Origin of the sequence: Coleofasciculus sp. G2-EDA-02 (assembly GCF_040226375.1) — a bacterium.
In the GTDB taxonomy this organism is placed as follows: Bacteria; Cyanobacteriota; Cyanobacteriia; order Cyanobacteriales; family Coleofasciculaceae; genus Coleofasciculus.
The window spans coordinates 1-23,258 of record NZ_JAVKEW010000049.1; the positions used below are offsets into that span (position 1 = coordinate 1).

General features: G+C 43.8%; 20 protein-coding genes. 14 read left to right on the top strand and 6 right to left on the bottom strand.

The annotated features are described in order from the left end of the window. Positions 1-339: 339 nt before the first annotated feature. From RLO19_RS04735 to vapC, 7 genes are all read left to right on the top strand, one after another. The gene (locus RLO19_RS04735) at positions 340-2,034 is read left to right on the top strand and encodes a GDP-mannose 4,6-dehydratase (RefSeq protein WP_446354295.1); all 1,695 of its coding nucleotides are present in this window, start codon (positions 340-342) and stop codon (positions 2,032-2,034) included. 18 nt (positions 2,035-2,052) lie between these two features. Beyond that, positions 2,053-3,345 carry a TIGR04295 family B12-binding domain-containing radical SAM protein gene (locus RLO19_RS04740; RefSeq protein ID WP_446354296.1) on the top strand — a complete coding sequence of 431 codons (1,293 nt, stop codon included), beginning with the start codon at positions 2,053-2,055 and terminating at the stop codon, positions 3,343-3,345. A 137-nt stretch (positions 3,346-3,482) separates the two neighbouring features. Then, positions 3,483-4,679, top strand: coding sequence for a glycosyltransferase family 4 protein (locus RLO19_RS04745; protein WP_446354298.1), 1,197 nt, complete (start codon positions 3,483-3,485; stop codon positions 4,677-4,679). Between the two features lie 6 nt (positions 4,680-4,685). Then, complete coding sequence (locus RLO19_RS04750) at positions 4,686-5,795, top strand: CgeB family protein (RefSeq protein ID WP_446354299.1); 1,110 nt, start codon at positions 4,686-4,688, stop codon at positions 5,793-5,795. A gap of 82 nt (positions 5,796-5,877) precedes the next feature. Continuing rightward, on the top strand, positions 5,878-6,981 hold the full coding sequence (locus RLO19_RS04755; RefSeq protein WP_446354301.1) for a CgeB family protein: 1,104 nt from the start codon (positions 5,878-5,880) through the stop codon (positions 6,979-6,981). Positions 6,982-7,219: 238 nt separating this feature from the next. After that, positions 7,220-7,420: a type II toxin-antitoxin system VapB family antitoxin gene (locus RLO19_RS04760; protein WP_446354302.1), complete on the top strand. Its 201-nt coding sequence runs from the start codon at positions 7,220-7,222 to the stop codon at positions 7,418-7,420. Further along, on the top strand, positions 7,417-7,815 hold the full coding sequence (vapC, locus tag RLO19_RS04765; RefSeq protein ID WP_446354303.1) for a type II toxin-antitoxin system VapC family toxin: 399 nt from the start codon (positions 7,417-7,419) through the stop codon (positions 7,813-7,815). Before RLO19_RS04760 ends, vapC begins: the two co-directional genes overlap by 4 nt. Before the next feature lie 282 nt (positions 7,816-8,097). On the opposite strand, the gene RLO19_RS04770 is transcribed toward vapC, so the two are convergent. Continuing rightward, the gene (locus tag RLO19_RS04770) at positions 8,098-9,165 is read right to left on the bottom strand and encodes a hypothetical protein (protein ID WP_446354305.1); all 1,068 of its coding nucleotides are present in this window, start codon (positions 9,163-9,165) and stop codon (positions 8,098-8,100) included. 178 nt (positions 9,166-9,343) lie between these two features. On the opposite strand from RLO19_RS04770, the gene RLO19_RS04775 reads away from it, so the two are divergent. The 3 genes from RLO19_RS04775 to RLO19_RS04785 all read left to right on the top strand — a co-directional run bounded on the left by RLO19_RS04775 (position 9,344) and on the right by RLO19_RS04785 (position 12,161). Further along, positions 9,344-10,402: a CgeB family protein gene (locus RLO19_RS04775; RefSeq protein WP_446354306.1), complete on the top strand. Its 1,059-nt coding sequence runs from the start codon at positions 9,344-9,346 to the stop codon at positions 10,400-10,402. A 92-nt stretch (positions 10,403-10,494) separates the two neighbouring features. Further along, positions 10,495-11,289 (top strand): TIGR04290 family methyltransferase, encoded by a 795-nt coding sequence (locus RLO19_RS04780; protein ID WP_446354308.1) that lies wholly within the window; start codon positions 10,495-10,497, stop codon positions 11,287-11,289. A gap of 365 nt (positions 11,290-11,654) precedes the next feature. Beyond that, positions 11,655-12,161: a hypothetical protein gene (locus RLO19_RS04785; RefSeq protein WP_446354310.1), complete on the top strand. Its 507-nt coding sequence runs from the start codon at positions 11,655-11,657 to the stop codon at positions 12,159-12,161. A gap of 484 nt (positions 12,162-12,645) precedes the next feature. On the opposite strand, the gene RLO19_RS04790 is transcribed toward RLO19_RS04785, so the two are convergent. Both RLO19_RS04790 and RLO19_RS04795 read right to left on the bottom strand, forming a co-directional pair. After that, entirely contained in the window at positions 12,646-13,257 is a 612-nt protein-coding gene (locus RLO19_RS04790) for a hypothetical protein (RefSeq protein WP_446354312.1), read from the bottom strand. A 155-nt stretch (positions 13,258-13,412) separates the two neighbouring features. Beyond that, positions 13,413-14,606 carry a DNA double-strand break repair nuclease NurA gene (locus RLO19_RS04795; protein WP_446354314.1) on the bottom strand — a complete coding sequence of 398 codons (1,194 nt, stop codon included), beginning with the start codon at positions 14,604-14,606 and terminating at the stop codon, positions 13,413-13,415. 424 nt (positions 14,607-15,030) lie between these two features. On the opposite strand from RLO19_RS04795, the gene RLO19_RS04800 reads away from it, so the two are divergent. Then, on the top strand, positions 15,031-16,104 hold the full coding sequence (locus RLO19_RS04800; RefSeq protein WP_446354316.1) for a radical SAM/SPASM domain-containing protein: 1,074 nt from the start codon (positions 15,031-15,033) through the stop codon (positions 16,102-16,104). Positions 16,105-16,207: 103 nt separating this feature from the next. Beyond that, positions 16,208-17,488, top strand: a complete 1,281-nt coding sequence (locus RLO19_RS04805) for a glycosyltransferase family 4 protein (protein WP_446354318.1) — start codon at positions 16,208-16,210, stop codon at positions 17,486-17,488. Positions 17,489-17,597: 109 nt separating this feature from the next. On the opposite strand, the gene RLO19_RS04810 is transcribed toward RLO19_RS04805, so the two are convergent. From RLO19_RS04810 to RLO19_RS04820, 3 genes are all read right to left on the bottom strand, one after another. Continuing rightward, positions 17,598-18,500, bottom strand: coding sequence for an FkbM family methyltransferase (locus RLO19_RS04810; protein WP_446354320.1), 903 nt, complete (start codon positions 18,498-18,500; stop codon positions 17,598-17,600). Positions 18,501-18,595: 95 nt separating this feature from the next. Continuing rightward, positions 18,596-19,384 (bottom strand): HAD family hydrolase, encoded by a 789-nt coding sequence (locus tag RLO19_RS04815; protein ID WP_446354322.1) that lies wholly within the window; start codon positions 19,382-19,384, stop codon positions 18,596-18,598. A gap of 119 nt (positions 19,385-19,503) precedes the next feature. Continuing rightward, complete coding sequence (locus RLO19_RS04820) at positions 19,504-20,823, bottom strand: D-alanyl-D-alanine carboxypeptidase (RefSeq protein ID WP_446354324.1); 1,320 nt, start codon at positions 20,821-20,823, stop codon at positions 19,504-19,506. A 216-nt stretch (positions 20,824-21,039) separates the two neighbouring features. On the opposite strand from RLO19_RS04820, the gene plsX reads away from it, so the two are divergent. Then, on the top strand, positions 21,040-22,125 hold the full coding sequence (plsX, locus tag RLO19_RS04825) for a phosphate acyltransferase PlsX (protein WP_446354326.1): 1,086 nt from the start codon (positions 21,040-21,042) through the stop codon (positions 22,123-22,125). Positions 22,126-22,209: 84 nt separating this feature from the next. Next, positions 22,210-23,208, top strand: coding sequence for a beta-ketoacyl-ACP synthase 3 (locus tag RLO19_RS04830; RefSeq protein WP_446354328.1), 999 nt, complete (start codon positions 22,210-22,212; stop codon positions 23,206-23,208). The last annotated feature ends 50 nt before the right edge of the window (positions 23,209-23,258 follow it).

A 23,258-nucleotide genomic window follows, 5' to 3' on the forward strand; every position in this document is an offset into this window, starting at 1 on the left:
ATCGATTGGCGATACTCACGACTTTCGCCTGTGCTAGACTACTTTTATAGATTAACACATTATTTATTACAATACAAGACTAAGAGAAAATAAAAAGTCGTCCTAAAAGGACGAGGCTTGTATCCCTAGTTCTCGGTCAAACATCTGCGGACGGGGGTATCTTGGGCAGATTGGCATACTACCCAAGGAGAAGAATGGTATAGTTGGCTGCTACCTCGACTGGCACGGGAGGTAGAAGTTCTGCCCTGTTTTCACTACACGCCTCCGTCTCTGGGAATCGTTGCCAAAACCTCGGCTCCGCCTCGAAACCCCAAGGATTACGCCGATTTTATTGATGTGATGATTACCCGCTTCGGGAAGTATTTTGAGTGGGTGGAGTTGTGGAATGAGCCGAACAATATTAATGATTGGGACTGGCGGCTCGATCCGGAATGGGGAATCTTCTGCGACATGATGCAGATGGCGGCGTATTGGGCGCAGCATCGGGGAAAAAAAACGGTGCTGGCGGGGATGGCTCCTATTGACCCAAACTGGCTGCGCTTGATGTGCGATCGCGGTGTATTATCGTCTTTTGATGCCATTGGTCTTCACTGCTTTCCTGGCACTTGGGAATTCGACTCTCAAGAATGGTCAGTGAATGTTCAGAACTGCCTGCACGTTCTGAATCAATACGATTTAGAGCCGCAATTGTGGATTACGGAAACAGGATTTTCTACCTGGAGACATGACGAATACGAGCAACTGCGGGCATTTCTTCAAGCGCTCGCCGCCCCTGTGGATCGCCTGTACTGGTACTCTCTTTATGACCTGCACTCGGATCTCCCCTCCCAAGAAGGGTTTCATGTGGATGAGCGACACTACCACATGGGACTGGTGCGCCAAGATCATACACCAAAACTGCTTTACCGTTTGTGGGCGACAGGTGGATTGGAGTCTGTGCAAGATATGGGGCAGCTTAAAGCCAGGGAAACCCAGCAACATCCCGAATTCCCCATCCGACAGTCTTCGGTTTTAATCACGGGCGGGGCTGGGTTTATTGGCACAAATCTGGCACATCGGTTACTCAGTGCGGGTCAACCTGTTGTCCTACTCGATAATCTATCACGACCCGGTGTGGAGAATAATTTGCGCTGGTTGTACCAACAGCACGGGGACAAGGTAAACATTGAAATCGGCGATGTACGCGATCGCTGGTTGTTACGGCGGGTGCTGCAAAATGCCCGGATGGTGTTCCATTTAGCCGGACAAGTGGCAGTAACAACGAGTCTAAAAAACCCCCTCCAAGACTTTCAGGTCAATGCCCTAGGCACACTGAACCTGCTCGAAGAGATGCGATCGCTCCCCAGCCCCCCCCCGATCGTCTTTACCTCCACAAACAAAGTCTACGGGGGCTTAGAGGACATTCACCTACGCCGAAATTGTACCCGCTATGAACCCACAGATAGCTTAATCCGCTTAAATGGCATTAATGAAAAGCGTCCCCTGAGCTTCTACAGTCCCTACGGTTGCTCGAAAGGAACCGCCGACCAATACATTATTGACTATGCTCGCACCTTCGGACTACCTGCTGTTGTCTTTCGCATGAGCTGTATTTATGGACCCCATCAGTGCGGCTGCGAAGATCAAGGATGGGTGGCTCACTTTTTGATTCGCGCTCTCAAAAACCAGTCTGTGACGTTGTATGGGGATGGGCTTCAGGTACGCGACGTGCTATTTGTGGAAGACTTAATTGATGCCTTTTTGCTAGCGCAAGCCAATATCGATACCCTGACCGGTCAAGCCTTTAATATCGGTGGGGGTTCAGAAAATACCACCAGCTTACTGGAATTTATTGAACTCATTGGCAAGGTTCATGGTCAAAAGCCCAGGGTGCTGTTTGACCAGTGGCGTTCAGGAGACCAACGCTATTATGTCTCTGATGTCAGGATGTTTCAAGCGGCAACCGGTTGGAAGCCCCAAGTCAGTATTCGCCAAGGCGTCGAAAAATTATATCACTGGCTGCTACAACGAGAGCCATTAGCTGCTGTGCGTTAAACGGAGAAACTGCGACTTATGAAATATGCACTGGTTAACCCCAACTGGACATTTACCGCCAGCACGTACTTCGGCTGTCGGGAACCTCACCTGCCATTAGAATACGGCTATGCCAAAGTTCTACTGGAGCAAGAGGGTCATCAGGTTATTATTGTAGACGGGCAGTTAGATAATCTTTCCCGTCAAGCTATCCAGCAACAGGTGGCAGAGTTTCAGCCCGACTTTACTGTAATCACAACAGCGCCGAGTTATCTGTTCTGGCGTTGTGCGCCACCGGAACTGCGCGTTCCTCAAGAAACTGCCTTAAACTTAAAAGACTGCGGCGGTATCCTGGTTGCTGTTGGACCTCACGCCTCCACAACTCCCACAGCCACCTTGAAAAAGTTAGGGGTGGATGGTGTTGTTTTGGGAGAATGCGAGGATATTCTGCCTCAATTAAGTCAAGACTGGCAGACGGTATCCTCGATTTGCTACTGGGATGGTGATAAACCCCGCATCCAAGGCAGTCTCAATGCCACCGATATGAATAGATTGCCAGCCTTACACTGGTCTAAGGATACCATCCAGAAGCATCATCACCATCACCACCGTTTTGACGCCCCCCCCATTGGTTTTGGTGCGGAAATGGAAACCTCACGCGGCTGTCCTTTTCACTGTTCATTCTGCGCTAAAGACAATTTCCGCGATCGCTATCGTAAGCGCCCTCTAGAGATAATTTTAGAAGAATTGGATGGTTTAATTGCTCAAGGTGTGGAATACGTCTACTTTATTGATGAGATTTTCTTACCCAATCGCACTTTACTTAAAGCATTAGTTGAGCGAAATGTCAAGTTTGGTGTACAGACCAGAATTGACCTGTGGACACCACCTCTGTTGGAATTATTGGGGCGTGCGGGTTGCGTTTCCTTAGAAGCGGGTGTTGAGAGTATTTCGCCCGCCGGACGAGAACTGCTTGATAAACAGTGTAAGTTGTCTACCGATGAACTGACCGAGTTATTGATTTTTGCTAAGAAACATATTCCATTCGTTCAAGGGAATTTGTTAGATAGCAAAGTTGATGATTTAGAAGCTATAGCCGCTTGGCGTCAGCATTTACAGCAAGCAGGGGTTTGGGCAAATAAACCGGTGCCGCTGTTTCCCTATCCAGGTTCCCCTGACTATACTAAAAAATGGGGTATCCCCGATGAAAAAGCCTGGGAAAGGGCGAATGAATATTACCTGAATGTTTATGCCGAGTTTAGCGATATTCAGGAACAACAGCCGCTGCCTTTATCTGAGTTGGAATTTGAGCCGCTGAGTTCTAAGAAATGAGGTTCGTAGTAGGCACTTTAGTGCCATAAGCGCTAAAGCGCTTACTACAAACAATGAAGGTTACTATATCGACGCTTTAGCTGTCATAATTCATGATTCATGGTAATCAAAAATTAACAATACCAAAACGCATTTTGATGACGGCTGACACTATCGGTGGTGTCTGGACTTATGCGTTAGAATTGGCGGCGGCTTTAAGAAAATATGAGATAGAAATCGCCCTCTGTACCATGGGCGCACCGCTAACCCCACAGCAACGCACCGCCGTAGATGCTATTTCTAATGTGACAGTATTCCAGAGTGATTTTAAGCTGGAGTGGATGGATAATCCGTGGGATGATGTGCAACAAGCCGGGGAATGGTTGCTGCAATTGGTGGAACAAATGAAGCCGGATGTGGTGCATCTGAATGGCTATGCCCATGGTGCATTACCTTGGAGGATACCTGTTTTAGTTGTGGGACATTCCTGTGTTTTGTCGTGGTGGGAAGCGGTAAAAGGAGAAGCGGCACCTGCTAGCTGGGAGAAATACCGTAAGCAAGTCCGGCAAGGTTTACAATCAGCAGATAAAGTGATTGCGCCATCTGCGGCAATGCTGGCGGCGCTTGAGCAGCATTATGGTACATTGGCGGATGGAAAAGTTGTGCCGAATGGTTGTAATCCCGATCAGTTTTATGTAGCCCAAAAACAAGACTTTATTCTCACGGCGGGGCGTTTGTGGGATGAGGCGAAGAATGTAGGAGTATTAGAGGATATTGCGCCTGATTTATCTTGGTGTGTTTGTATTGCTGGGGAACAGCAGCATCCAGAATCCCCCCAACCCCCCTTTGAAAGGGGGGCTATGAATGAAAGGGGGGCTATGAATGAAAGGGGGGCTATGGAGAAGAGGGATAGATTCCAAAAATTCCGCTTAAAAAGGGGGGCTCTGCAAGAATCCCCCCAACCCCCCTTTGAAAGGGGGGCTATGGGTCAAAAGACTGTATGTTGGTTAGGGCGTCTGTCTGCTGAGGAAATGGCGTTTTGGTATGCTCGTGCTTCAATTTATGTATTACCTGCACGATATGAACCCTTTGGGTTATCGGTGCTCGAAGCAGCGCTGTCAAGATGTGCGCTGGTATTGGGAGATATTCCCAGTTTGCGGGAAATTTGGCAGAATGTGGCTGTATTTGTACCACCGGATAATCGAGACGCCCTGAAAGATGCGATTGAGGGTTTAATTACAGATTCAGCCAAACGCCGTCAACTTGCCAGTTTAGCACGCGATCGCGCCCTGACATTCACGCCTGAGCGCATGGCAAATAGCTATTTAAACACCTATCAAGCCTTTCTTGATTGACTAAAAATGACGCAAAACCCCTTACACATTGTTATGTTCTATCATTCCCTGTTATCTGACTGGAATCACGGGAATGCTCACTTTTTACGCGGAATTGTGAGCGAGTTGCGATCGCGCGGTCATCAGGTTAGTGTTTATGAACCCCATGATGCTTGGAGTCTACAAAATCTCTTAGCCGAACATGGGGATGCACCCATTGCCCAATTCAAAACCATTTATCCGGGTTTAGAGAGTATCCGTTATCACCAGGAAGCCCTTGACTTGGATAAGGTACTGGATGGTGCAGATTTAGTCATTGTCCACGAATGGAATAACCAAGAGTGCGTGGCTAGGATTGGTGAACATCGAGATAAGGTGGGTGGCTATCGGCTGTTATTTCACGATACTCATCATCGGTCGGTGAGCGATCGCACGAGTATGGCAGCCTATAATCTTTCTAATTATGATGGAGTCCTAGCATTTGGCAGTATTATCCGCGACATTTATTTAACCGAGGGCTGGACAAAACAGGCTTGGACATGGCACGAAGCCGCCGATACTCGTATTTTCCACCCAATTACAGGGGTTGAATCAGTCGGCGATTTAGTCTGGATTGGGAATTGGGGAGATGAAGAACGAACGGCTGAGTTATACGAGTTTCTGATTGAACCCATCAAGGCGTTAGGGATAAAAGCAAAGGTACATGGAGTACGCTATCCTAAAGACGCGATCGCATCCCTCAAAGCCGCAGGAATTGATTATGGGGGATGGTTGCCCAACTACGAAGTTCCGCAAGTCTTTGCTCGTTTTCGCGTTACCATACACGTTCCCCGACGCTTCTATACCCAAATCCTCCCTGGTATTCCCACCATTCGCGTCTTTGAAGCCCTCGCCTGTGGGATTCCCCTGATTTCAGCACCTTGGGATGATGTAGAGGGTTTATTTACACCCGGACAAGATTTTCTCATCGCTCACACGGGTGAGGAAATGCAGCAACACTTAAAAGACGTACTTCACAACCCAGACATAGCACAAAACCTTGCCCAAAACGGACGCCGTACCATCCTAGAGCGACATACATGCGCTCATCGCGTGGATGAACTCCTGTACATTTACACCACACTGCATTCCATATAGCCTCGTTAGCCTCGTTCCTAGGCAGAGCCTAGGAATGCTCCTCTTGAGGCTCTGCCTCCCGTAGTAAAGGTTCAATCATAAGATGACAAAAAAGATTAACATCGCCTTTTTCGGCTCCAGCTTAGTATCCGCTTACTGGAACGGTGCAGCCACCTACTATCGCGGTATTATCCGAGCCTTACACAAGCGCGGACATCAGATTACCTTCTACGAACCAGACGCTTATGAGCGCCAAAAGCACCGCGATATACCTGACCCAGATTGGGCGAAAGTTATAGTATACTCAGCAAACGGTAATCAGGGGGTAAACAGCGCCCTTGAAGATGCCAGCAGCGCCGACTTAATAGTCAAAGCCAGTGGGATTGGCGTCTTTGACGAACAGTTAGAAGCGGCTGTTTTAGACATCAAAAAACCGGACGCCCTCGTCGCATTCTGGGATGTGGATGCACCAGCCACCCTTGACCGGGTGCAAAACAACTCTGCTGACCCTTTCCGCCCTCTAATTCCCAACTATGACCTCATCCTCACCTACGGTGGCGGCGAACCCGTTGTCAACGCTTATAAAGCCTTGGGAGCGCGTGAATGTATCCCCATTTACAATGCCCTTGATGCCACCACTCACTACCCCGTTTCTCCTGACTCTCGATTTACTGGTGACCTAGGTTTCTTAGGGAACCGAATGCCAGACCGAGAGACTCGTGTTGAGGAATTTTTCTTTCGTGCAGCCGCTCAACTACCCGACTATAAATTCATCTTAGGCGGTAATGGTTGGGGGAGTAAAGAAATGCCAGTCAATGTTAATTATCTGGGACATATTTATACTCGTGACCATAATGCCTTTAACTGTACAGCCAAAGCCGTTTTAAATATCAGTCGTGAAAGCATGGCACGATATGGATTTTCTCCAGCAACGCGGGTGTTTGAAGCAGCGGGGGCGGGGGCTTGTATTATTACCGATTTCTGGAAAGGGATAGAGCTATTTCTGGAACCGGAGCGGGAAATTCTTGTTGCTGAAAATGGTGATGAAGTTGCTGAAATTTTGCGCCAACTGACACCAGAGAAAGCTATAAAAATTGGTGATGCGGCTCGTCAGCGGGTTTTGGCTGAACACACTTACGCACATCGGGCTGAACAACTAGAAGCCATCCTATTTTCCGGCTTTGATTCCCGAAAAACTAATTCTTGATAAGCTTTAGCTACAAAACAAATCATTCAAGGGCAAACCCAGGTACTGAAAATTTGCATTTTTGGATCGCTGAAACTCCTTGTATACGGTAGGGTGGGCAATGCCCACCAGCCTTAAGTCAGCAACATTGATCTTAAGTACAAGAGAGTAGATGTAGGTTAGGATATAGTCTGGCTTTCTCTGCCCTATGCCTTATAATTAAATATGTTGTCATAGTTAAATTGCACGATAAAAATAAATGATAACTAACTTTAAAGTTGACGAAAACCTTCTTAAAGAAGCTCTTGCTTTGTGCGATCATTCAACAGCAGATTTGGTGATTGAAGCAGCTTTACGTGAATATATTCAACGCCGCAAACAACTGAAACTTTTGGAGTTATTTGGAACTATAGATTATGAAGAAAATTATGATTATAAGCAACAAAGACAAATAAGATGAACGTTATTGTTGACACCTCCGTTTGGTCACTTGCATTGCGGCGCAACACACCAGACGATAGGACTTCTATCATTAATGTGCTGCGAGAGTTGATTGCAGATGGACGAGTCGTTTTACTGGGAGCAATTCGTCAAGAAGTGCTTTCTGGAATTCGCTACACGGAACAGTTTGTTAAATTACGAGACTATCTTCGTGCTTTTCCAGACTTGGAGATAACCACGAAAGACTATGAACTAGCCGCAGAATTTTTCAACACCTGTCGCCGTCATGGTATTCAAGGTTCAAATACTGATTTTCTCATCTGTGCAGTCGCTCATCATCGTGGCTACAGTCTTTTCACTACTGATAAAGATTTTGAAAATTTTCGATCACATATTCCGGTTGTATTGCTATAAGTTTCTAATGCTTTGAAGTTTTTCTAGGTTCAGATGACTTATCGGTTGGGTTGAGGTACATAAGCGAAGCCTACAGGATTTGGTTTCGATTGGTTTAGCACAAAATCTATAGGTAAACTAGCAATTGAATTTTACGAGAAAAGACCAGAGTTGATGAAGTCGCTTTCCCTAGAGTTAGATAACTGATTAGCTCATTAACAACTTCAAATAATTACGTGGCACTTTTCCACAACGGTTAAGAAAGTACCGTAAAATTCTGTTCCCAATAGCACTCATCGCGTTTCAAGATTTGTCTGGTGGTGTATTCTCTTCTGATTGCCAGCCCTGAATAACAGCAAGCGCTAAATTTAAATACATGTTGTTTCCTCTTAATTCTTTCACGGCTTCAGATCCAGCAACCTTTAAGGTGTTAATAATTCGTGCTTCCAGAACTTTATTGTTAACAGTGACATTTTCTGCAATTGTTTCTTTTTCCTCTTCTGATATCTCAATTTTATCAAGTTTATCAACGGCAGTTTGTAGTTTTTCCTTTAATTCACTAACAAGAGATTCAATTTTACTAAATTCATCTCTTGTAATTGTATTATTGTGCGCGACTTTACATCTTAATTGATAAAGCTCTTCCCATTTCTTTTGTAACTGACTATCTTCATACTCAACTAAGTCTGAAAAATATCTTTGCCAATTTGATTTAGGAATAAAATTGTTTAGTTCATCAATACTTAAATCTTCAGGGCGTTTAGCTTTTTTAATTTTATTGTAAAGTTCGTCAATAGGTTGATTATGATAAGGTTTAAACAAAAAATCCGATAAATGAATGAAATCAACTTCATATAAAAAATTATTCAATTCTTTCCTAGCTCTAGCTTTAGTAGTTTCAATCACTGATTTTATCTCTTTGGGTAAAGTTTCCTTTTCCCAATTAACTCCTACATTGGTAATCATAAATTTAGTCAGCAACTTTCGCATAAGATTTTCTATCTCATGGATCAGGGGATAGGCTTGGAGCGAATAGTAAGCCGAAATATCATCCCACAGGCAATTACAATTAAGTTGTATAGGCAAAGCATAAATTAGTGTTCTAATACTTTTGAGGAATTGACTGTAATCATTTAAATGATCTTCAAGTTTATTTGCCCAATTATAATTAAACCTCAAATGTAAAAATCTTTCGTTTTTTAATTCCCTGACTTGAATGTCATAATAAACAATTATTTTATATTTAATTTTATTGTTTTCTACACTAAATTCAGAATTAGCTTTTAACAAATTCCTTAAGGCTTCAACACTTTCACAAAAAGCACCTTGTTTCTTGATATAGATTAAATACTCAACTCTCAAAGTATCCATTGTTTATATAATTTTCTAGAGCTTGTTTTGGTTAAAAAAATAATTCATTCGCTTGACTGTTTACCCACACTTTTAGCCTATATTGCCGCTCAATTTAGAGTAATATAGTTTAAATCTAGTATATAGCCTTTTTAAAATCAAGTGAACCTGTATAGCGGACAAACCAATTAAATAATCAATGAAAATCGTCATCCTAGGATTATCCATTACCTCCTCATGGGGAAACGGACACGCAACAACCTACCGGGGACTGGTGCGCGAACTGGTCACAGGAGGTCACGATGTTCTATTTTTAGAGCGGGATGTACCGTGGTATGCAACTAACCGCGACCTTCCCAATCCGCCTCATGGTCAAACTAAACTTTATGCCAATCTTGACGAACTCAAAGATAGCTTTACCCAGACAGTACAAGATGCTGATTTTGTCATGGTGGGGTCTTATGTACCAGAAGGTGTCGCCGTAGGGGAATGGGTAACCGCAACAGCACGGGGGGTTACAGGATTCTACGATATCGATACGCCTGTTACCCTCGCCAAGTTGGAACGGGGAGATACAGAATATCTCTCACCTGACTTAATTCCTGAATACAACCTATACTTATCCTTCACAGGGGGTTCAACCCTACAGCGTCTGGAACAGGAGTACGGGGCGCATAAGGCAAAAGCACTCTATTGTTCAGTTGACCCAAGCTTGTATTATCCACACGAATGTGATCAAACCTGGAATCTGGGGTATATGGGTACTTACAGTGATGATCGACAACCGCCCTTGGAACGCTTACTCTTAGAACCCGCCCGTCAGTGGGGAGAAGGGCGCTTTGTGGTTGCAGGTCCTCAATATCCCGATACCATTCAGTGGTCGAGTAATGTGGAGCGCATTGAACATATCCCACCGGCTGAACATCAACGCTTTTATAATGCCCAGCAGTTTACGTTGAATATTACCAGAGCGGATATGGTGCGGGCGGGATATTCCCCCAGTGTGCGTCTGTTTGAAGCGGCGGCTTGTGGAACGCCGATTATCAGCGATTATTGGCAAGGATTGGAGACGATTTTTGAGATTGACAAGGAAATCCTGGTGGCTTCCTCTCCAGAAGACGTTCTCGACTATTTGCGGGAAATACCTGACTCAGAACGTCGTGCGATTGGTTCTCGCGCCCGTAAGCGCGTCCTAGCAGAACATACGGCTGCTCATCGCGCCTTAGAATTAGAACAGTATATTATGGCGGCGAGATGACCAAATCTTCAGATTTCTCTGACTGATGGCAGATGACAGAACTCTAGATAGGTTTGATAGGGTTATCAGTTATGAAGATAGCCTAGTATTGGATGATAAAGCCCCCTAAATCGGAAAATTTGCCAGACGCGATCGCACAACTCGCTCCTTGGTTCCACAACCTCCATCTCCCCAATGGCACTCAAACAGCACCCAATCATTTCCTGGGTGATTTTCCTTCGTTTAAATGGCAGCAACTTGCTCCCCACCTACCGGAAAATTTAGACGGCTGGCGGGTTTTGGATATTGGCTGTAATGCTGGATTCTATAGTTTTGAACTTGCCCGTCGTGGTGCAATAGTAACCGGTATTGACCATGATGTCCATTATCTGGCACAAGCTCAATGGGCGCTTAAGCAATTTGACTTAGCGGATCGGGTTGAGTTTAAACCCATGCAAGTTTATGACTTAGCTCACATCGAGGAAACCTTTGATCTGGTTTTGTTTATGGGGGTTTTCTATCACCTACGCTATCCCTTACTTGCCTTAGATATTGTGGCACAGAAGGTTAAACGCTTGTTAGTATTCCAAACCCTCAGCTTACCCGGTGAAGATATTTTCCAGGATACAGGCGATCGCCAAATTAATGATCGCGAGGCTTTAAATCAACTAGGGTGGCCCAAAATGGCGTTTATTGAACATCACTTTGCTGGTGATCCTACGAATTGGTGGATTCCTAATCATGCGGGGATTGAGGCGATGTTACGTTCGAGTGGTTTGCAGGTTATCGGATATCCGGGACACGAGATTTATTTATGCCAACCCGATGCGTCTAATCCGGCTTGTGTCATGTCTTGGAATCAAAAAGAATTACTTGCAGCGACGGGAAAACCATGGCATTTGGCTTAGAGTCAGTTAAGGCAAAGTTCAACGCGATCGCGGCTTGATAAAATGGGTTCTTCCGGACTTCAGAATGCTGGCATTACCTCAGACGAAGTCCCAAATCCTTGCTAAGCAAGGATTTGGGACGTTAGGCGTGACACACCTAACACATAATTTGATGGATTAGAGTTACATCCTCCAAACCGTAGGGGCGCACCGACGTGCGCCCGATTCAATCGGCAAATCTATCCCACAATTTTAGCTGTGCCACGCCACTACCTTGGGAAAGGGCGGGTTTTGAACAAACGTTATCATCTAATAGCGAAACGAAAGTCCCTAAACCCGCCCCTACAAACGAAAAAAGTATCTTTATAAGACAACGTGGAATCAGGATGGATCAGATACAAGCAGAAATTGAGGCAATTCGCACCCAAATCGAGGCACTACGTCGCGAACGGGATTCCCTAACCAATCAGGAGGTTCAACCGGAGAATAATTCACCCAAAGCGATCGCGGCGGCTTATCGCCATCAAGCTAGGGTAGCCGCAGAGGTTTGTGCCGAAGTTCAAGGAATTGATAATGCGATCGCGGCGTTGCAGGCGCAGTTAGAGCAAAAACATCAACAGCTACAGCCTTTCGTCAAACCCAAGCAACCCTTGACGTTAGCTGACGAGGTTGAGATAGCCACTCAACAGGCTTATGATCATGCCAATCGGATTAATGAACTCGCCACAGAACTAGTGGAAGAACTTAGGGCTTTAAAATCCATCGCCCATGATATGAGTCCTAGCTATTGGCAGTTGCATCACAAGCCATTTATTACCGGTTTCAAGAGCGCCTCTGTTCCCTATCTGCGATCAGATCAGGGGGTTTTAATGATTGCCAAAGTCATTATTTAGGGGTTGCTGAATAAGAACTGTTGTAGAGACGTTTCGGCGGAACGTCTCTATTAAATGATGTGTCTTAACCGCTATGGCGGTTGCTATATAATTGAGACAAACAGTATCTGAATCCTATCGCAATACTGCTCGGATAAGCCTTGAGCAGAAGGGCAGGTAGGTTGGGTTTCGTTACCTCAACCCAACGTTTTACTGGATTTGTTGGGTAACGCTTGCGCTCTACCCAACCTACAATTTTTCTTAACCGAGCAGTATCTGAGTCCTATCGGATCGTGTAAATGGTGGCAATAATTCCCCCAAAAAGTTGACAATACTCTGATTTAGAGTGTTTCTAATCCTTTAAAGTTTGAGAATTTTTTTGACATCACTTCTAAGTTCTCCATAGAGCTTCAAAAAATTCTCTGGTATATAACTATAGTATTGACACAAACAATGTAACTTTTGTTGATCATAACTAATTTTAAAGAAATTATCCTCTATATTATTAGCCCACTAATTGCAAACCAACGTGTTTAATAAAAGCATACCAATCTTGACTAAAGCCTTTAAATTCAACATCCTTGAGGGTAAATTTTATGTGAGAATCTTCGATTGGCAACGATACCATATTATAGGCATCAGGTTTATTGGTTAATAGCACCAGTTCAGTCCCGGCGGGAATCGGTTGCAGGGCATTTGGACTTAGATACATAGATTGAACCGGGGCACGCTTAACTACGGTATCCACGTTAAAAACAATTTTGATCAACCCCCCTTGAGGTGGCAATGTTTTTCGGTAAACCATCATTTTGACAACATCTTTTTCTATTTGCTTTGAGAGCATCTGTGCCACCGTTTCTGTTGGTCTCAGGGGTTCTTTGGTGATTTGAACATGGTCAATAAACGCATACCAGTTTAAACTTCTGCCCTGAAAGCCAATATCCTGGAAACTGATCCGAATATGTCGGGTTATATCTGGGGGAGTGTAGGATTGTAGGACTAATAGCGTGCTAGCAGGAATCGGCTGAAGTTTATAGCTGGGCAGTAAACTGGATTGAATGGGTTCTTGTTTAAGAATTGTATCTTGGGTAGACAGCATTCGGACTAAGCTAACCATAGTTTGATAGTTCCTTTAGTTGTTATTGGTTATTGGTCATTTGTAAAATTATGCCCGATCTTAACACTTGATCGGGGCGGGTTTAGTTGCATCTGGGTAAGGCAATAAAGGATAATAGTGAAACCCGCCCCTACACAAATTCTATCCCTTCATTCTTAGGAAATACTGCCACGCTTGCGGGCTTCTTTGTAGGATATTCCCACATTTCTTAACCCAGCGCGAATCATCTGCTGTTCTAATAAGCTAAAAAAGCGGGCGCGATCGCCTCCTCGAACCACAGCCTGATTATGGGCTTCTGCTATAGCAATGGGATAGCCGTAGCCTTTGTAAACTTGTGCCAACATTAAACTTAGAGATTGATTGAATAACATAGTATCCTGTGCTACCCATTCTGGGACTTCGATGCGGGCAATTTCTGTACCAACGTGAACATAGCAGAAATAAATCCGGTGATGATCGTATAGATCCAAAATTCGCACCGAACTGCGAAATAAAGGACTACGTTGTCCGGGTTCAAGTAAACTCGACCAGAGCATCGTATCACGTAAGGGTTCAACAACCTGACAAGGCAATTTATCAGTAACAGAGGCGCAATGGTTGATACAGTTGGGGGTGTCATAAGCACAGGCTTGTAACCGGAGAAAATGCAGGGCTTCGTTGCTGCGAGATGCACTCAAATAGCCCATCAGCGGTACATTCACAGATCGCAACTGATCCCAAGCCGCTAGAATCGGGGGAAGGATGCGATCGCGCGCTTCTGTGGGTAAGGATTCCAGAAACCAGTAAATCAGTGATCCATCCACCATCGCCAGATTAGGAATATCAAAGTGAGAACCGGGCGGGTTGACCCAGCGACACGCCATTTCTGCCAATACCGATACCTCAGACACAGTGCGACGATACCCCATCCATTCTTCGGTACGAATCCCCCATTGGCGGGATATATATAAATCTTCCGGTCGGTAAAAGACTTCGGGTAGGCTATCCAAGAGCGGGTGTAAACTTTGTCCATAGTGCAACATCACCCGACCGACGTTAATTAAATAACAATAGGCGATTTCGTGATGGGAGGGAGACATTTGAGACCCATCGGTGGCAAAAACCGTATGGCTTTCGGGAGGGGAATCCAGATCAAGGCGAGTATCCAGGGGTTCGACGGGAACAGCCGCCGTAAAGGTTATGCGATCGCGCCATTGCTGGTGGGATTGAATCAGCTCATCCTGTCGGCGATTAGTCTCCAGCAGCAGCTTTTGCGCCAGTTCCCAGCGTTGGCGACTTGCCAGCGCCTCCCCTTTCAGGTGCTGGCTAATTCCAGGGATTTGTTTCGCGAGTTTCGTGAGATCGAGCATACAATTATAGTCATCCCGGCAGAATAAGTATCATTATTTTATTTTTATTTAGTATTTTCGGTAATAATAATTCAAACTATTGCTTAAACCAGCCAAATACCGACTCTTTAGTTAATTAGTGTATCCAATTTGACAATTATCAACTTCATTTAGGATAAACTTCACGCGGTAAATATTAAGTTATATAAAAAAAACTTGCATTTATCGCGATAGTCATCCTAGAGTCAACACAATCCAGTTAATATTCATGAGAGTATTGTGGAATCCAGATAGAAAAAGCTAGATAACTGCGACTTAATTTAGCTCAAAGTTGTGTAGCGAATAATCTGAAAGCTGTTTCCCATGAATAAGGAGATTTAAATAAAAAATAAATTGATGCCGTTGGCATAAAGTTTGTTAATCAATAATACTGACGAGGTACACTATGGATGTTGCAACCCTTTCCAAACTTGGTGTAAAACATGCTGAAAATGCCGTAGCCGAATCCCTGCGGATTCAAACCGGATTAGATTGGACAAAGCCGGTTACGTTCTACGGGATTATCAATGAACGTTGTAATGTTAAATGTCGCCAGTGTGAGTATTGGCGACTCCCGAAATATAAGGACGAAATGACGGTAGAGGATTGGAAACGCGCCCTCCTCAGCATAAAAGACTTTGTGGGCGAGTATTCCATCAACTTTAGTGGCGGCGAACCTTATATTAAAAAAGGATTTCTCGACATACTGGCGTTTGCCAATAGCAATGGTATTCACTGCGGTGTGACCACAAATGGCTCATGCATGACCCAGGAAAACGCTGCCAAAACTGTAGCAGCGCGTCCCTTTAATGTAAATATGTCAGTGGATGCACCCAATGCAGAACTCCATGATTACCTGCGGGGTCAACCTGGTTTATTTACTAAGCTTTCTAACGGCATTAAGTATCTACGTCAGGAACAGGAAAAACAAGGCATAAGTTTTCCAATTGTTGTCAAACCGACACTTAATCGCCTCAATTTCCGTTTAATGCCCGAACTGGTAGAATGGGCGCAACAGATTGGCGCTACGGCTGTTAATTTCCAGCCCGTCAATCTTTGGACACCAGAAACCTATAATGAACTGTGGCTCAAAACTGAAGACTATGAAGACTTTGCTCAGGTAATTGAGCGCCTGATTGAAATGAAGCAAAACGGTGCGCCGATTATGACGGGTGATGATGTTCTGCGGCTTTTCTTACCTCACTTCCGTGAAGAAAAGGCTCCTGAATCCGTTCGCCCCTGTCGAGTTGGGCTTCGCAATTTCTGGATTGAAACAGATGGGAATGTGAAACTCTGTAATGATTATCCGGTCATTGGTAATGTTAAACACCAGAGTGCTAAAGAAATCTGGTATGGAGAAAAAGCAAAAGAGATTCGTCAGCAGACATTGGACTGCGGTAAACTTTGTTTGATTACCTGTGTGTCGCAAAAGACACTTAAGGATAAGGTTTTGATGGGAATGAAGCTACTGAAGAATTGACTAAAAATTAAGCGTATCCCTCGCCTGGAGATCACAGCGTGACTAGGCTTCCAGGTCGAGGGACTTCATTTGTGTGTAGCTATTTGTGTTCAGGAGATAAGAGATGAATAAAAAACGCTTAAAAGTTTTGTTAATCATAGAACAATGTAATCCTAATGCGAGTTCTGATCCCTTGACAGGATTTAAATTATTTCAAGAAATAAATAAACATGTAGAAGTAACTTTAGTTACTAGAGATTTTGTTAAAAAAGGTCTAGAACGTCATGGGTATAATAACAATGTTGTTTACATATCAGCAAGTTATCATGCCAAAACGTATTTTAATTTTGTCAATAAAACCATTTTATCAAAACTAAAAAATGAAGCGATAAGAAGAGCTTTAGGCACTGCTCTAAATTATCCTTATCATGCAGATTTTAGTCATCAAGTTTACCAAAAATTTAAAATCCCAATTATTCGAGGAGATTATGATATAGCCCATTCAATTACTCCTATGAATACCAGGTATCCCGTTAAAATAGTAAAAGCCTGTAAGCATACACCTTTTATTCTAGGACCAGTCAATGGGGGTGTTCCATTTCCAGAATGGTTTGAGGAAATAGCCATGAAGAAATATTTGAATTTAAGCTTTTTACAAGATCTAGCTAAATTTATCATTCCTGGCTACCTAGAAACTTATCAGCAAGCAGATAAAATCTTGGTGGCTTCCAGCTATACCTTAAATAAATTACAATCTTTTTTTAAATTCAAAGAAAATAAAATGTGTTTACTTGTAGAAAATGGAGTGTCAAATGATTTTTTCATTAATTCTTCAAACCAAAAAAAACCGGAAAAAGTCAAGTTACTTTTTGTGGGGAGATTGATAGCTTTTAAATGTCCTGATATTCTCATTGACTCAATTAGTAGATTGAACGAAACCATTAAAAATAGAATTCAATTAACTATCGTGGGTGATGGACAAGAACGAAGTAATTTAGAAAAAAGAGTGCAGGTTCTTAAACTAAGTAATATGATTCAATTTGTTGGTAAAATACCTCAAAAAGAAACCCTTAATTATTATCGACAAGCTGATCTTTTTTGCTTTCCCTCTATCAGAGAATCTGGTGGAACAGTAGTATTGGAAGCGATGGCTTGCGGACTACCCTGTATTATTGCAAACACTGGTGGTATAAGTGAATATGTAACAGAGGAAGCGGGATTTAAAATTGAACCAATTTCTAGAGAATATCTAACGCAGGAATTAACAAATAAAATAGAAATCCTTGTCGAAAATGAAGAGTTGCGTAAAAGTATGTCAGCCAAAGCCATTGACAGAGCCAGAGAGTTTGAATGGGGACGCAAAGGACAAAAAATAATTGAAATTTATGAAGAGGTACTTGCCTGAGTATTGTATAAGTGCGATTAATTTACCCTTCTCAAATTGACAATATCAAGGTAATCCTTCAAGTCAAATAGTTATAGTAAAATTCCCGATGTTGGCTTAAATTGTTAAGTTATTTAAAATTGCTAATTTTTTCATTTGGTATAAAGACTATATCTTCATATCCTTTTTGATTTTGTATATCAGCAATGTTTTGAAATTGAATAAAGTTTTTTTTGATATTGTTCCACATCAAATAAATGTAGTTCCATGATTGAAACGTCTCGAATATATCTTCTTGTTTTTGACCCATTTTCTTTAGCTTAAAGGGATTAATTTCACAACAAACAATAGGACGAACCTCCTGAAAAAATCTTGAGCCTCCTTTCAGTACTAAAGGTTCAGAACCTTCAACATCTATCTTGCAAAAACCTATATTTGGAAAACCTTGAGATTCCCAAATATCATCTAAGCACTTAATTTCAATATCTTCAGATTGATCATTAATAGATTCTGGTGCAAGAGCTGCTCTACCCGAATCAGTTGGGACATATATTTTACAATTACTCTGTTTGCTTCCTAAACCTACAGGAAGTATTTCAACATTATTTAAACCTGAAAAATAAATATTTTCTTTCAAGAGCTTAATATTTCTTGAAACGGGTTCAAAAGCATATACTCGACCCTCTTCACCGACTAATTCTGACAGTTTAAGGCTCCAAACTCCTATATTGGCTCCAATATCATAGCAAGCCATTCCGGAAGAACAATATTTACGAATGGCATTAAACACCACAGGTTCATATTGTTCTCTGAAAATAAATATTAAGCCATGAAGCCCGCGTCGTTTACCTGGGATTAAACGCATTTTTTTATGGCTATGAATTGTGATTAATGGCTGGTAATGTAATGCTTTGTAAATTTCCCACAACGCTAAACGAAAAAGAATTAGATGAGGCACTCTATGCATTTCAGGATGTTCTAGTAAAAAATTTATACTATAATTAAGTTTTTTGAAAAATGGTTTTAAATCCATATTGATTTTGATTTTTTTACTAATTATCCTTGATTATATCACTTTTTTTCAATCAACTAATTAAGATATATGAAGTATGGAAGATTTAACCTGTTCTATTGAGACCAAGCGGAGAAATCCTGAGCAAACTCGGACAGAGACAATAACCGAATTCTCGGATGATTGCGGACTTCGTTGCGATGCGCGGCTGTATTATAGCCCCAATCCGCTAAATACAGTATCACCTGAGCCAAGTCTGATTGCTGTTCCACTGATAGTAGGGTATTCAACCGATCTTCTACAAACCAAAGACTTGCCGATTCATCTGTAAATTCTTGTATAAGTTGTCGTAGTGTTTGATGTTTGGGACGTTTAATTTCTTTGCCGATAATTCTATCCTCTGATAATTCGATACCTTGTTGTTGTAATAACTGTTTGGCAAAGCGCCCTTCTTTTGTAGTTACAATAAAAACCTGCGTTGGCGTTTCTAATATTTGCTGTAAGCGCTCAATCACCCCAGGATAAAAGCGGTGCAGTGCTAACCAGCTATCTAAATCAGTAGTAATCCATTCATCGCGGATTTTATCTAACTGTTGACCTAAATCCTGTGGTTGCAAGTTTTCCGAGTCAACATATTGCTGCAAAACAGTTGACCAATCTTGCAAAATTTGGGATTCTGAAACGCCTAAAAGTAAAACTCTCACTAAAACAGGCATTTCCCACCCTGTTTCAATAACAGGGCGCAAGCGGTAAAATTTTTCGGCTAAGTCTGGCGGGGGTGTTGTGTTTTTAGGTTGCCAAATTTTGCAGTAGGTACGCCAAGCCGTTTGGAAATATTCCAGAAGTCCATCACAGATAACGCCATCAAAGTCGAGGGCGAGAATAGTGGGAGTATGAGTTAACATAAAGCTATTTGAATGATGAATAATGATCTAGCTGATTTAAGGGCTGGTGGGCAATGCCCACCCTACGGGATATCAAGGGTGTTGGCGCTTCAAGACGGCAAATTTTCAGTGCCATTGACTTAATTGGCAATAACCTTATTGCGCTTGGGATCGCCAAGTTGGGAACGGGATTGAGAGCTTTTCGGGTTGAGACTGGGTTGATTGCCCCATTTTTGGGTAAGCTTGTCTAACAATTGGTCTTGCTGTTGGCGAAATTCCCAGACATTATTACCACCATTAATAATCGCAAACCAAACCCGATCGCGATCGCGCGTTGGCATCACCCCCGCTAAAGCACTCACCTGGCGTAGGGTTCCGGTTTTCATCGCGGTTCCCTCTGGCAGATTGCGAGCATAGATTGTCCCGTTTTTATCCCGCCCAGCTAGGGGGAATATATCAATAACACCTAAGTTATGAGGTATTAATATTTTTTCTAGTGCTATCAGCATCGCAGTAGCCGCACGGGGAGAGATTTTATTTTCTGTTCCTAACCCTGATCCATTGATCAGTTGGATTTCCCCTTGAGGTACATTAGCTAACTTAGCGGCTTCTTTGGCAACTACCTCAGCCCCACCAACAGCATCGGCTAAAATCTGAGCCATGCCATTGTTACTATAGATATTCATTTCTCTGAGGATTTCCATCAAGGGTAGGGATTGGTGACGTAATAGTATCCTAATGTCATCAGGCGGAGTTTTCACCGTTTTGATTTGACCGCTAATCACCAGCTCAGGCTTCGGGGTTCCGGGAGACATTCTGCCATGGTGAGTAATAATAGAACGAGACCAGGTTTTGGCATTCAATCCTGTCTTTAGCAACTCACCGGAGCGCATCTGATTTTCTTCGTAGTTCATGTGAAAATTGCCAGCAATGACTAAATTGCCATTGACGCGGCGAATACCAAGCTGGTTGAGGCTGTTTCCTAGGGCGATCGCTTCTTCCCAAACAAACAACGGATCACCACTGCCTCTAATTACCAAATCTCCCTCTAATACGCCATCACGGATAGCACCTGTAGCACCCACTTGCGTCTCAAATTTATGATCAGGTTTCCATTGACTTAACGTCACCAATGTGGTAGCAATTTTAGTCAATGAAGCAGCAGGGAGGGGAACTTTACCCTGATGTTCTGCCATAACATTCAGCCCTGATTGTATCCAGATTCCTTGATTGTCTGCTAGTGAACCCTGTTTTTTTAGGTCTTGGAGATATTGATTAATCGTCGCTTCGGCGCTAGGGTCAGGCTTGGGCAGAGTAAACAAGGAGGTTTCTTGCCATGGCAAGGGTTGGACAGTTTCCACCTTATCCAAATCCAACGTAGCAGCCTGCATCCCCACAATCTTGACCAATAGCGCGGCTATCGAAGAAGCAATCAATCCAGCACCAATTCGTTGTAACATTCCGTTTCTCCTCCACGGTGATTTATTGTACGAAGTGGATGGCACCGATGAAAAGGTTTCTTCAGAGATTTTTCTGAGAGATCAGCACTTTTAAGTGCGTTGTAGGGTCTAGAATATGGGGCTTCTCGCCAAATAAGCTAAAACAGGATTACTCAATCAACGTCCTAGAGGTGAGGGCTTCTGTTAAAATCTTTAAGGTTTCTATCTCTTTGAGCAATGGCATCTCGCGAACGGATCGCAATCGACGCGATGGGAGGGGATCACGCTCCCTCAGAAATTGTGGCTGGAGCTATCCGAGCCCAAGAAGAGTTGGGCGTAGAGGTTATATTGGTTGGCGATACTCAGGCTATTGAAGCGTCCCTGAAAGAACACAAAAGTCCCTGCCAGCTAGAAATAGTCCAGGCAGAAGACGTAGTTGCCATGGAAGAGGAACCCTTGGTGGCGATAAAACGCAAACCCAAGGCGTCAATCAACGTGGCGATGGATTTAGTCAAAACCAAGCAGGCACAAGCTGTGGTGTCGGCGGGGCATTCTGGCGCAGCTATGGCAGCAGCATTACTGCGTTTGGGACGGCTCAAGGGCATCGATCGCCCAGCGATTGGCGCCATGTTCCCCACCCTCATAGCTGGAAAGCCAGTAATTATACTAGATGTGGGTGCAAATGTAGATTGTCGTCCCAAATATCTGGAGCAATTTGCGGTGATGGGGACGGTATACAGCCAGTATGTGCTGGGAATACCAGAACCCAAAGTCGGGTTGCTCAATATCGGGGAAGAAGACTGTAAGGGGAATGATTTAGCCATTCGGACTCATCAACTGCTACAGAACAATCCCAGAGTTGCCTTTCTGGGTAATGCTGAAGGGAGAGATGTACTCTCAGGTCAGTTCGATGTGATTGTCTGTGATGGCTTTGTCGGCAACATCTTACTCAAGTTTGCTGAAGCGGTGGGAGAAATCGTATTGCAAATTTTGCGGGAGGAATTGCCCCAAGGCTTACATGGTCAACTGGGGACGGCGATTCTCAAGCCGAATCTGAAGCGGATTAAGCAGCGTATCGATCATGCCGAACATGGTGGTGGGTTGCTATTGGGAGTGGATGGAGTCTGTATTATTAGCCATGGTAGTTCTCAAGCGCCCTCAATTTTTAATGCGATTCGCTTGGCAAAAGAAGCGATTGATAATCAGGTGCTGGAGCGAATCCAGTCTACTCAGATCAAAGCGGCGAAACAATCGGTAACCCGGAAGATGGGCACTGAAGCGTTAGAGGTGACCAATGAGCCATCAGAGGAGGCGACAGGTTAGCTTGATGCGATCGCGATGAGAATGCAAGCAGACGCGATAGTGGGGCGGGATGTGAATTGGCGGTTTCTTTGATGGAGAATCATTTTGAATCAACTAGGCACAGGGATTGCGATTACCGGGAGTGGTTCGGCGACACCCGATGTTATTTTGGATAACCATCAACTCAGCCAGATAGTTGAGACATCAGATGAGTGGATTGCCACGCGCACAGGAATTCGTCAACGGTGTCTAGCTGACGCTCAAGCCAGTTTGAGTGGGTTAGCAGCCCAAGCGGCGAAGCGGGCGATCGCGATGGCGGGAATTGAGCCTGAAGCGTTACAGCTCATTATTCTGGCAACGTCTACACCTGATGATCTATTTGGTACGGCGAGTCAAGTGCAGGCGTTACTCGGCGCATCTAATGCTGTTGCGTTTGACCTTACGGCGGCTTGTTCTGGCTTCGTGTTTGGTTTAGTAACCGCCGCTCAGTTTATCCGGACTGGAGTTTATCAAAATATTTTATTAATTGGTGCGGATATGTTGTCGCGCTGGCTGGATTGGTCCGATCGCGGCACCTGTGTGTTATTTGGTGATGGCGCGGGGGCTGTGGTGTTGCAGGCAAATGAGCGCGATCGCTTGTTAGGATTCCAGATTCGCAGTGATGGCACTCAGAATAAATGCTTACAGTTAGCTTACAAACCACAAACCCAGCAACTTGTCAAGGACATCGAAGTCGGTCAAGGAAATTTCGCAGCCATTACCATGAACGGTAAAGAAGTCTATCGATTTGCCGTACAAAAAGTGCCAGAAGTGATTGAAAAAGCGCTATTTCAGGCGAATCTTACCGCAGAGGATGTAGACTGGCTGCTATTGCACCAAGCCAATCAACGGATTCTGGATGCAGTTGCTCAACGGTTGAAGATTCCCAGCCATAAGGTTTTGAGTAATCTGAGTCAGTATGGGAACACATCCGCCGCGTCGATTCCCTTAATGCTCCATGAAGCCGTGCGATCGCAAAAGATTCAACCCGGTGATATTATTGCCAGCTCCGGTTTTGGTGCAGGATTAACCTGGGGAGCAGCTATTTTTAAATGGGGGCGATGAGGGGATAAGGGAACTGCGTAAAAATAAATGTCCGACTACTTATATCAGGG

Excerpts from the sequence above, each read along its gene's own strand:
- RLO19_RS04735 (WP_446354295.1), top strand. The coding sequence starts at position 340 with ATGATTACCCGCTTCGGGAAGTATTTTGAGTGGGTGGAGTTGTGGAAT.
- RLO19_RS04740 (WP_446354296.1), top strand. The coding sequence starts at position 2,053 with ATGAAATATGCACTGGTTAACCCCAACTGGACATTTACCGCCAGCACG.
- RLO19_RS04745 (WP_446354298.1), top strand. The coding sequence starts at position 3,483 with ATGACGGCTGACACTATCGGTGGTGTCTGGACTTATGCGTTAGAATTG.
- RLO19_RS04750 (WP_446354299.1), top strand. The coding sequence starts at position 4,686 with ATGACGCAAAACCCCTTACACATTGTTATGTTCTATCATTCCCTGTTA.
- RLO19_RS04755 (WP_446354301.1), top strand. The coding sequence starts at position 5,878 with ATGACAAAAAAGATTAACATCGCCTTTTTCGGCTCCAGCTTAGTATCC.
- RLO19_RS04760 (WP_446354302.1), top strand. The coding sequence starts at position 7,220 with ATGATAACTAACTTTAAAGTTGACGAAAACCTTCTTAAAGAAGCTCTT.
- vapC (WP_446354303.1), top strand. The coding sequence starts at position 7,417 with ATGAACGTTATTGTTGACACCTCCGTTTGGTCACTTGCATTGCGGCGC.
- RLO19_RS04770 (WP_446354305.1), bottom strand. The coding sequence starts at position 9,165 with ATGGATACTTTGAGAGTTGAGTATTTAATCTATATCAAGAAACAAGGT.
- RLO19_RS04775 (WP_446354306.1), top strand. The coding sequence starts at position 9,344 with ATGAAAATCGTCATCCTAGGATTATCCATTACCTCCTCATGGGGAAAC.
- RLO19_RS04780 (WP_446354308.1), top strand. The coding sequence starts at position 10,495 with ATGATAAAGCCCCCTAAATCGGAAAATTTGCCAGACGCGATCGCACAA.
- RLO19_RS04785 (WP_446354310.1), top strand. The coding sequence starts at position 11,655 with ATGGATCAGATACAAGCAGAAATTGAGGCAATTCGCACCCAAATCGAG.
- RLO19_RS04790 (WP_446354312.1), bottom strand. The coding sequence starts at position 13,257 with ATGGTTAGCTTAGTCCGAATGCTGTCTACCCAAGATACAATTCTTAAA.
- RLO19_RS04795 (WP_446354314.1), bottom strand. The coding sequence starts at position 14,606 with ATGCTCGATCTCACGAAACTCGCGAAACAAATCCCTGGAATTAGCCAG.
- RLO19_RS04800 (WP_446354316.1), top strand. The coding sequence starts at position 15,031 with ATGGATGTTGCAACCCTTTCCAAACTTGGTGTAAAACATGCTGAAAAT.
- RLO19_RS04805 (WP_446354318.1), top strand. The coding sequence starts at position 16,208 with ATGAATAAAAAACGCTTAAAAGTTTTGTTAATCATAGAACAATGTAAT.
- RLO19_RS04810 (WP_446354320.1), bottom strand. The coding sequence starts at position 18,500 with ATGGATTTAAAACCATTTTTCAAAAAACTTAATTATAGTATAAATTTT.
- RLO19_RS04815 (WP_446354322.1), bottom strand. The coding sequence starts at position 19,384 with ATGTTAACTCATACTCCCACTATTCTCGCCCTCGACTTTGATGGCGTT.
- RLO19_RS04820 (WP_446354324.1), bottom strand. The coding sequence starts at position 20,823 with ATGTTACAACGAATTGGTGCTGGATTGATTGCTTCTTCGATAGCCGCG.
- plsX (WP_446354326.1), top strand. The coding sequence starts at position 21,040 with ATGGCATCTCGCGAACGGATCGCAATCGACGCGATGGGAGGGGATCAC.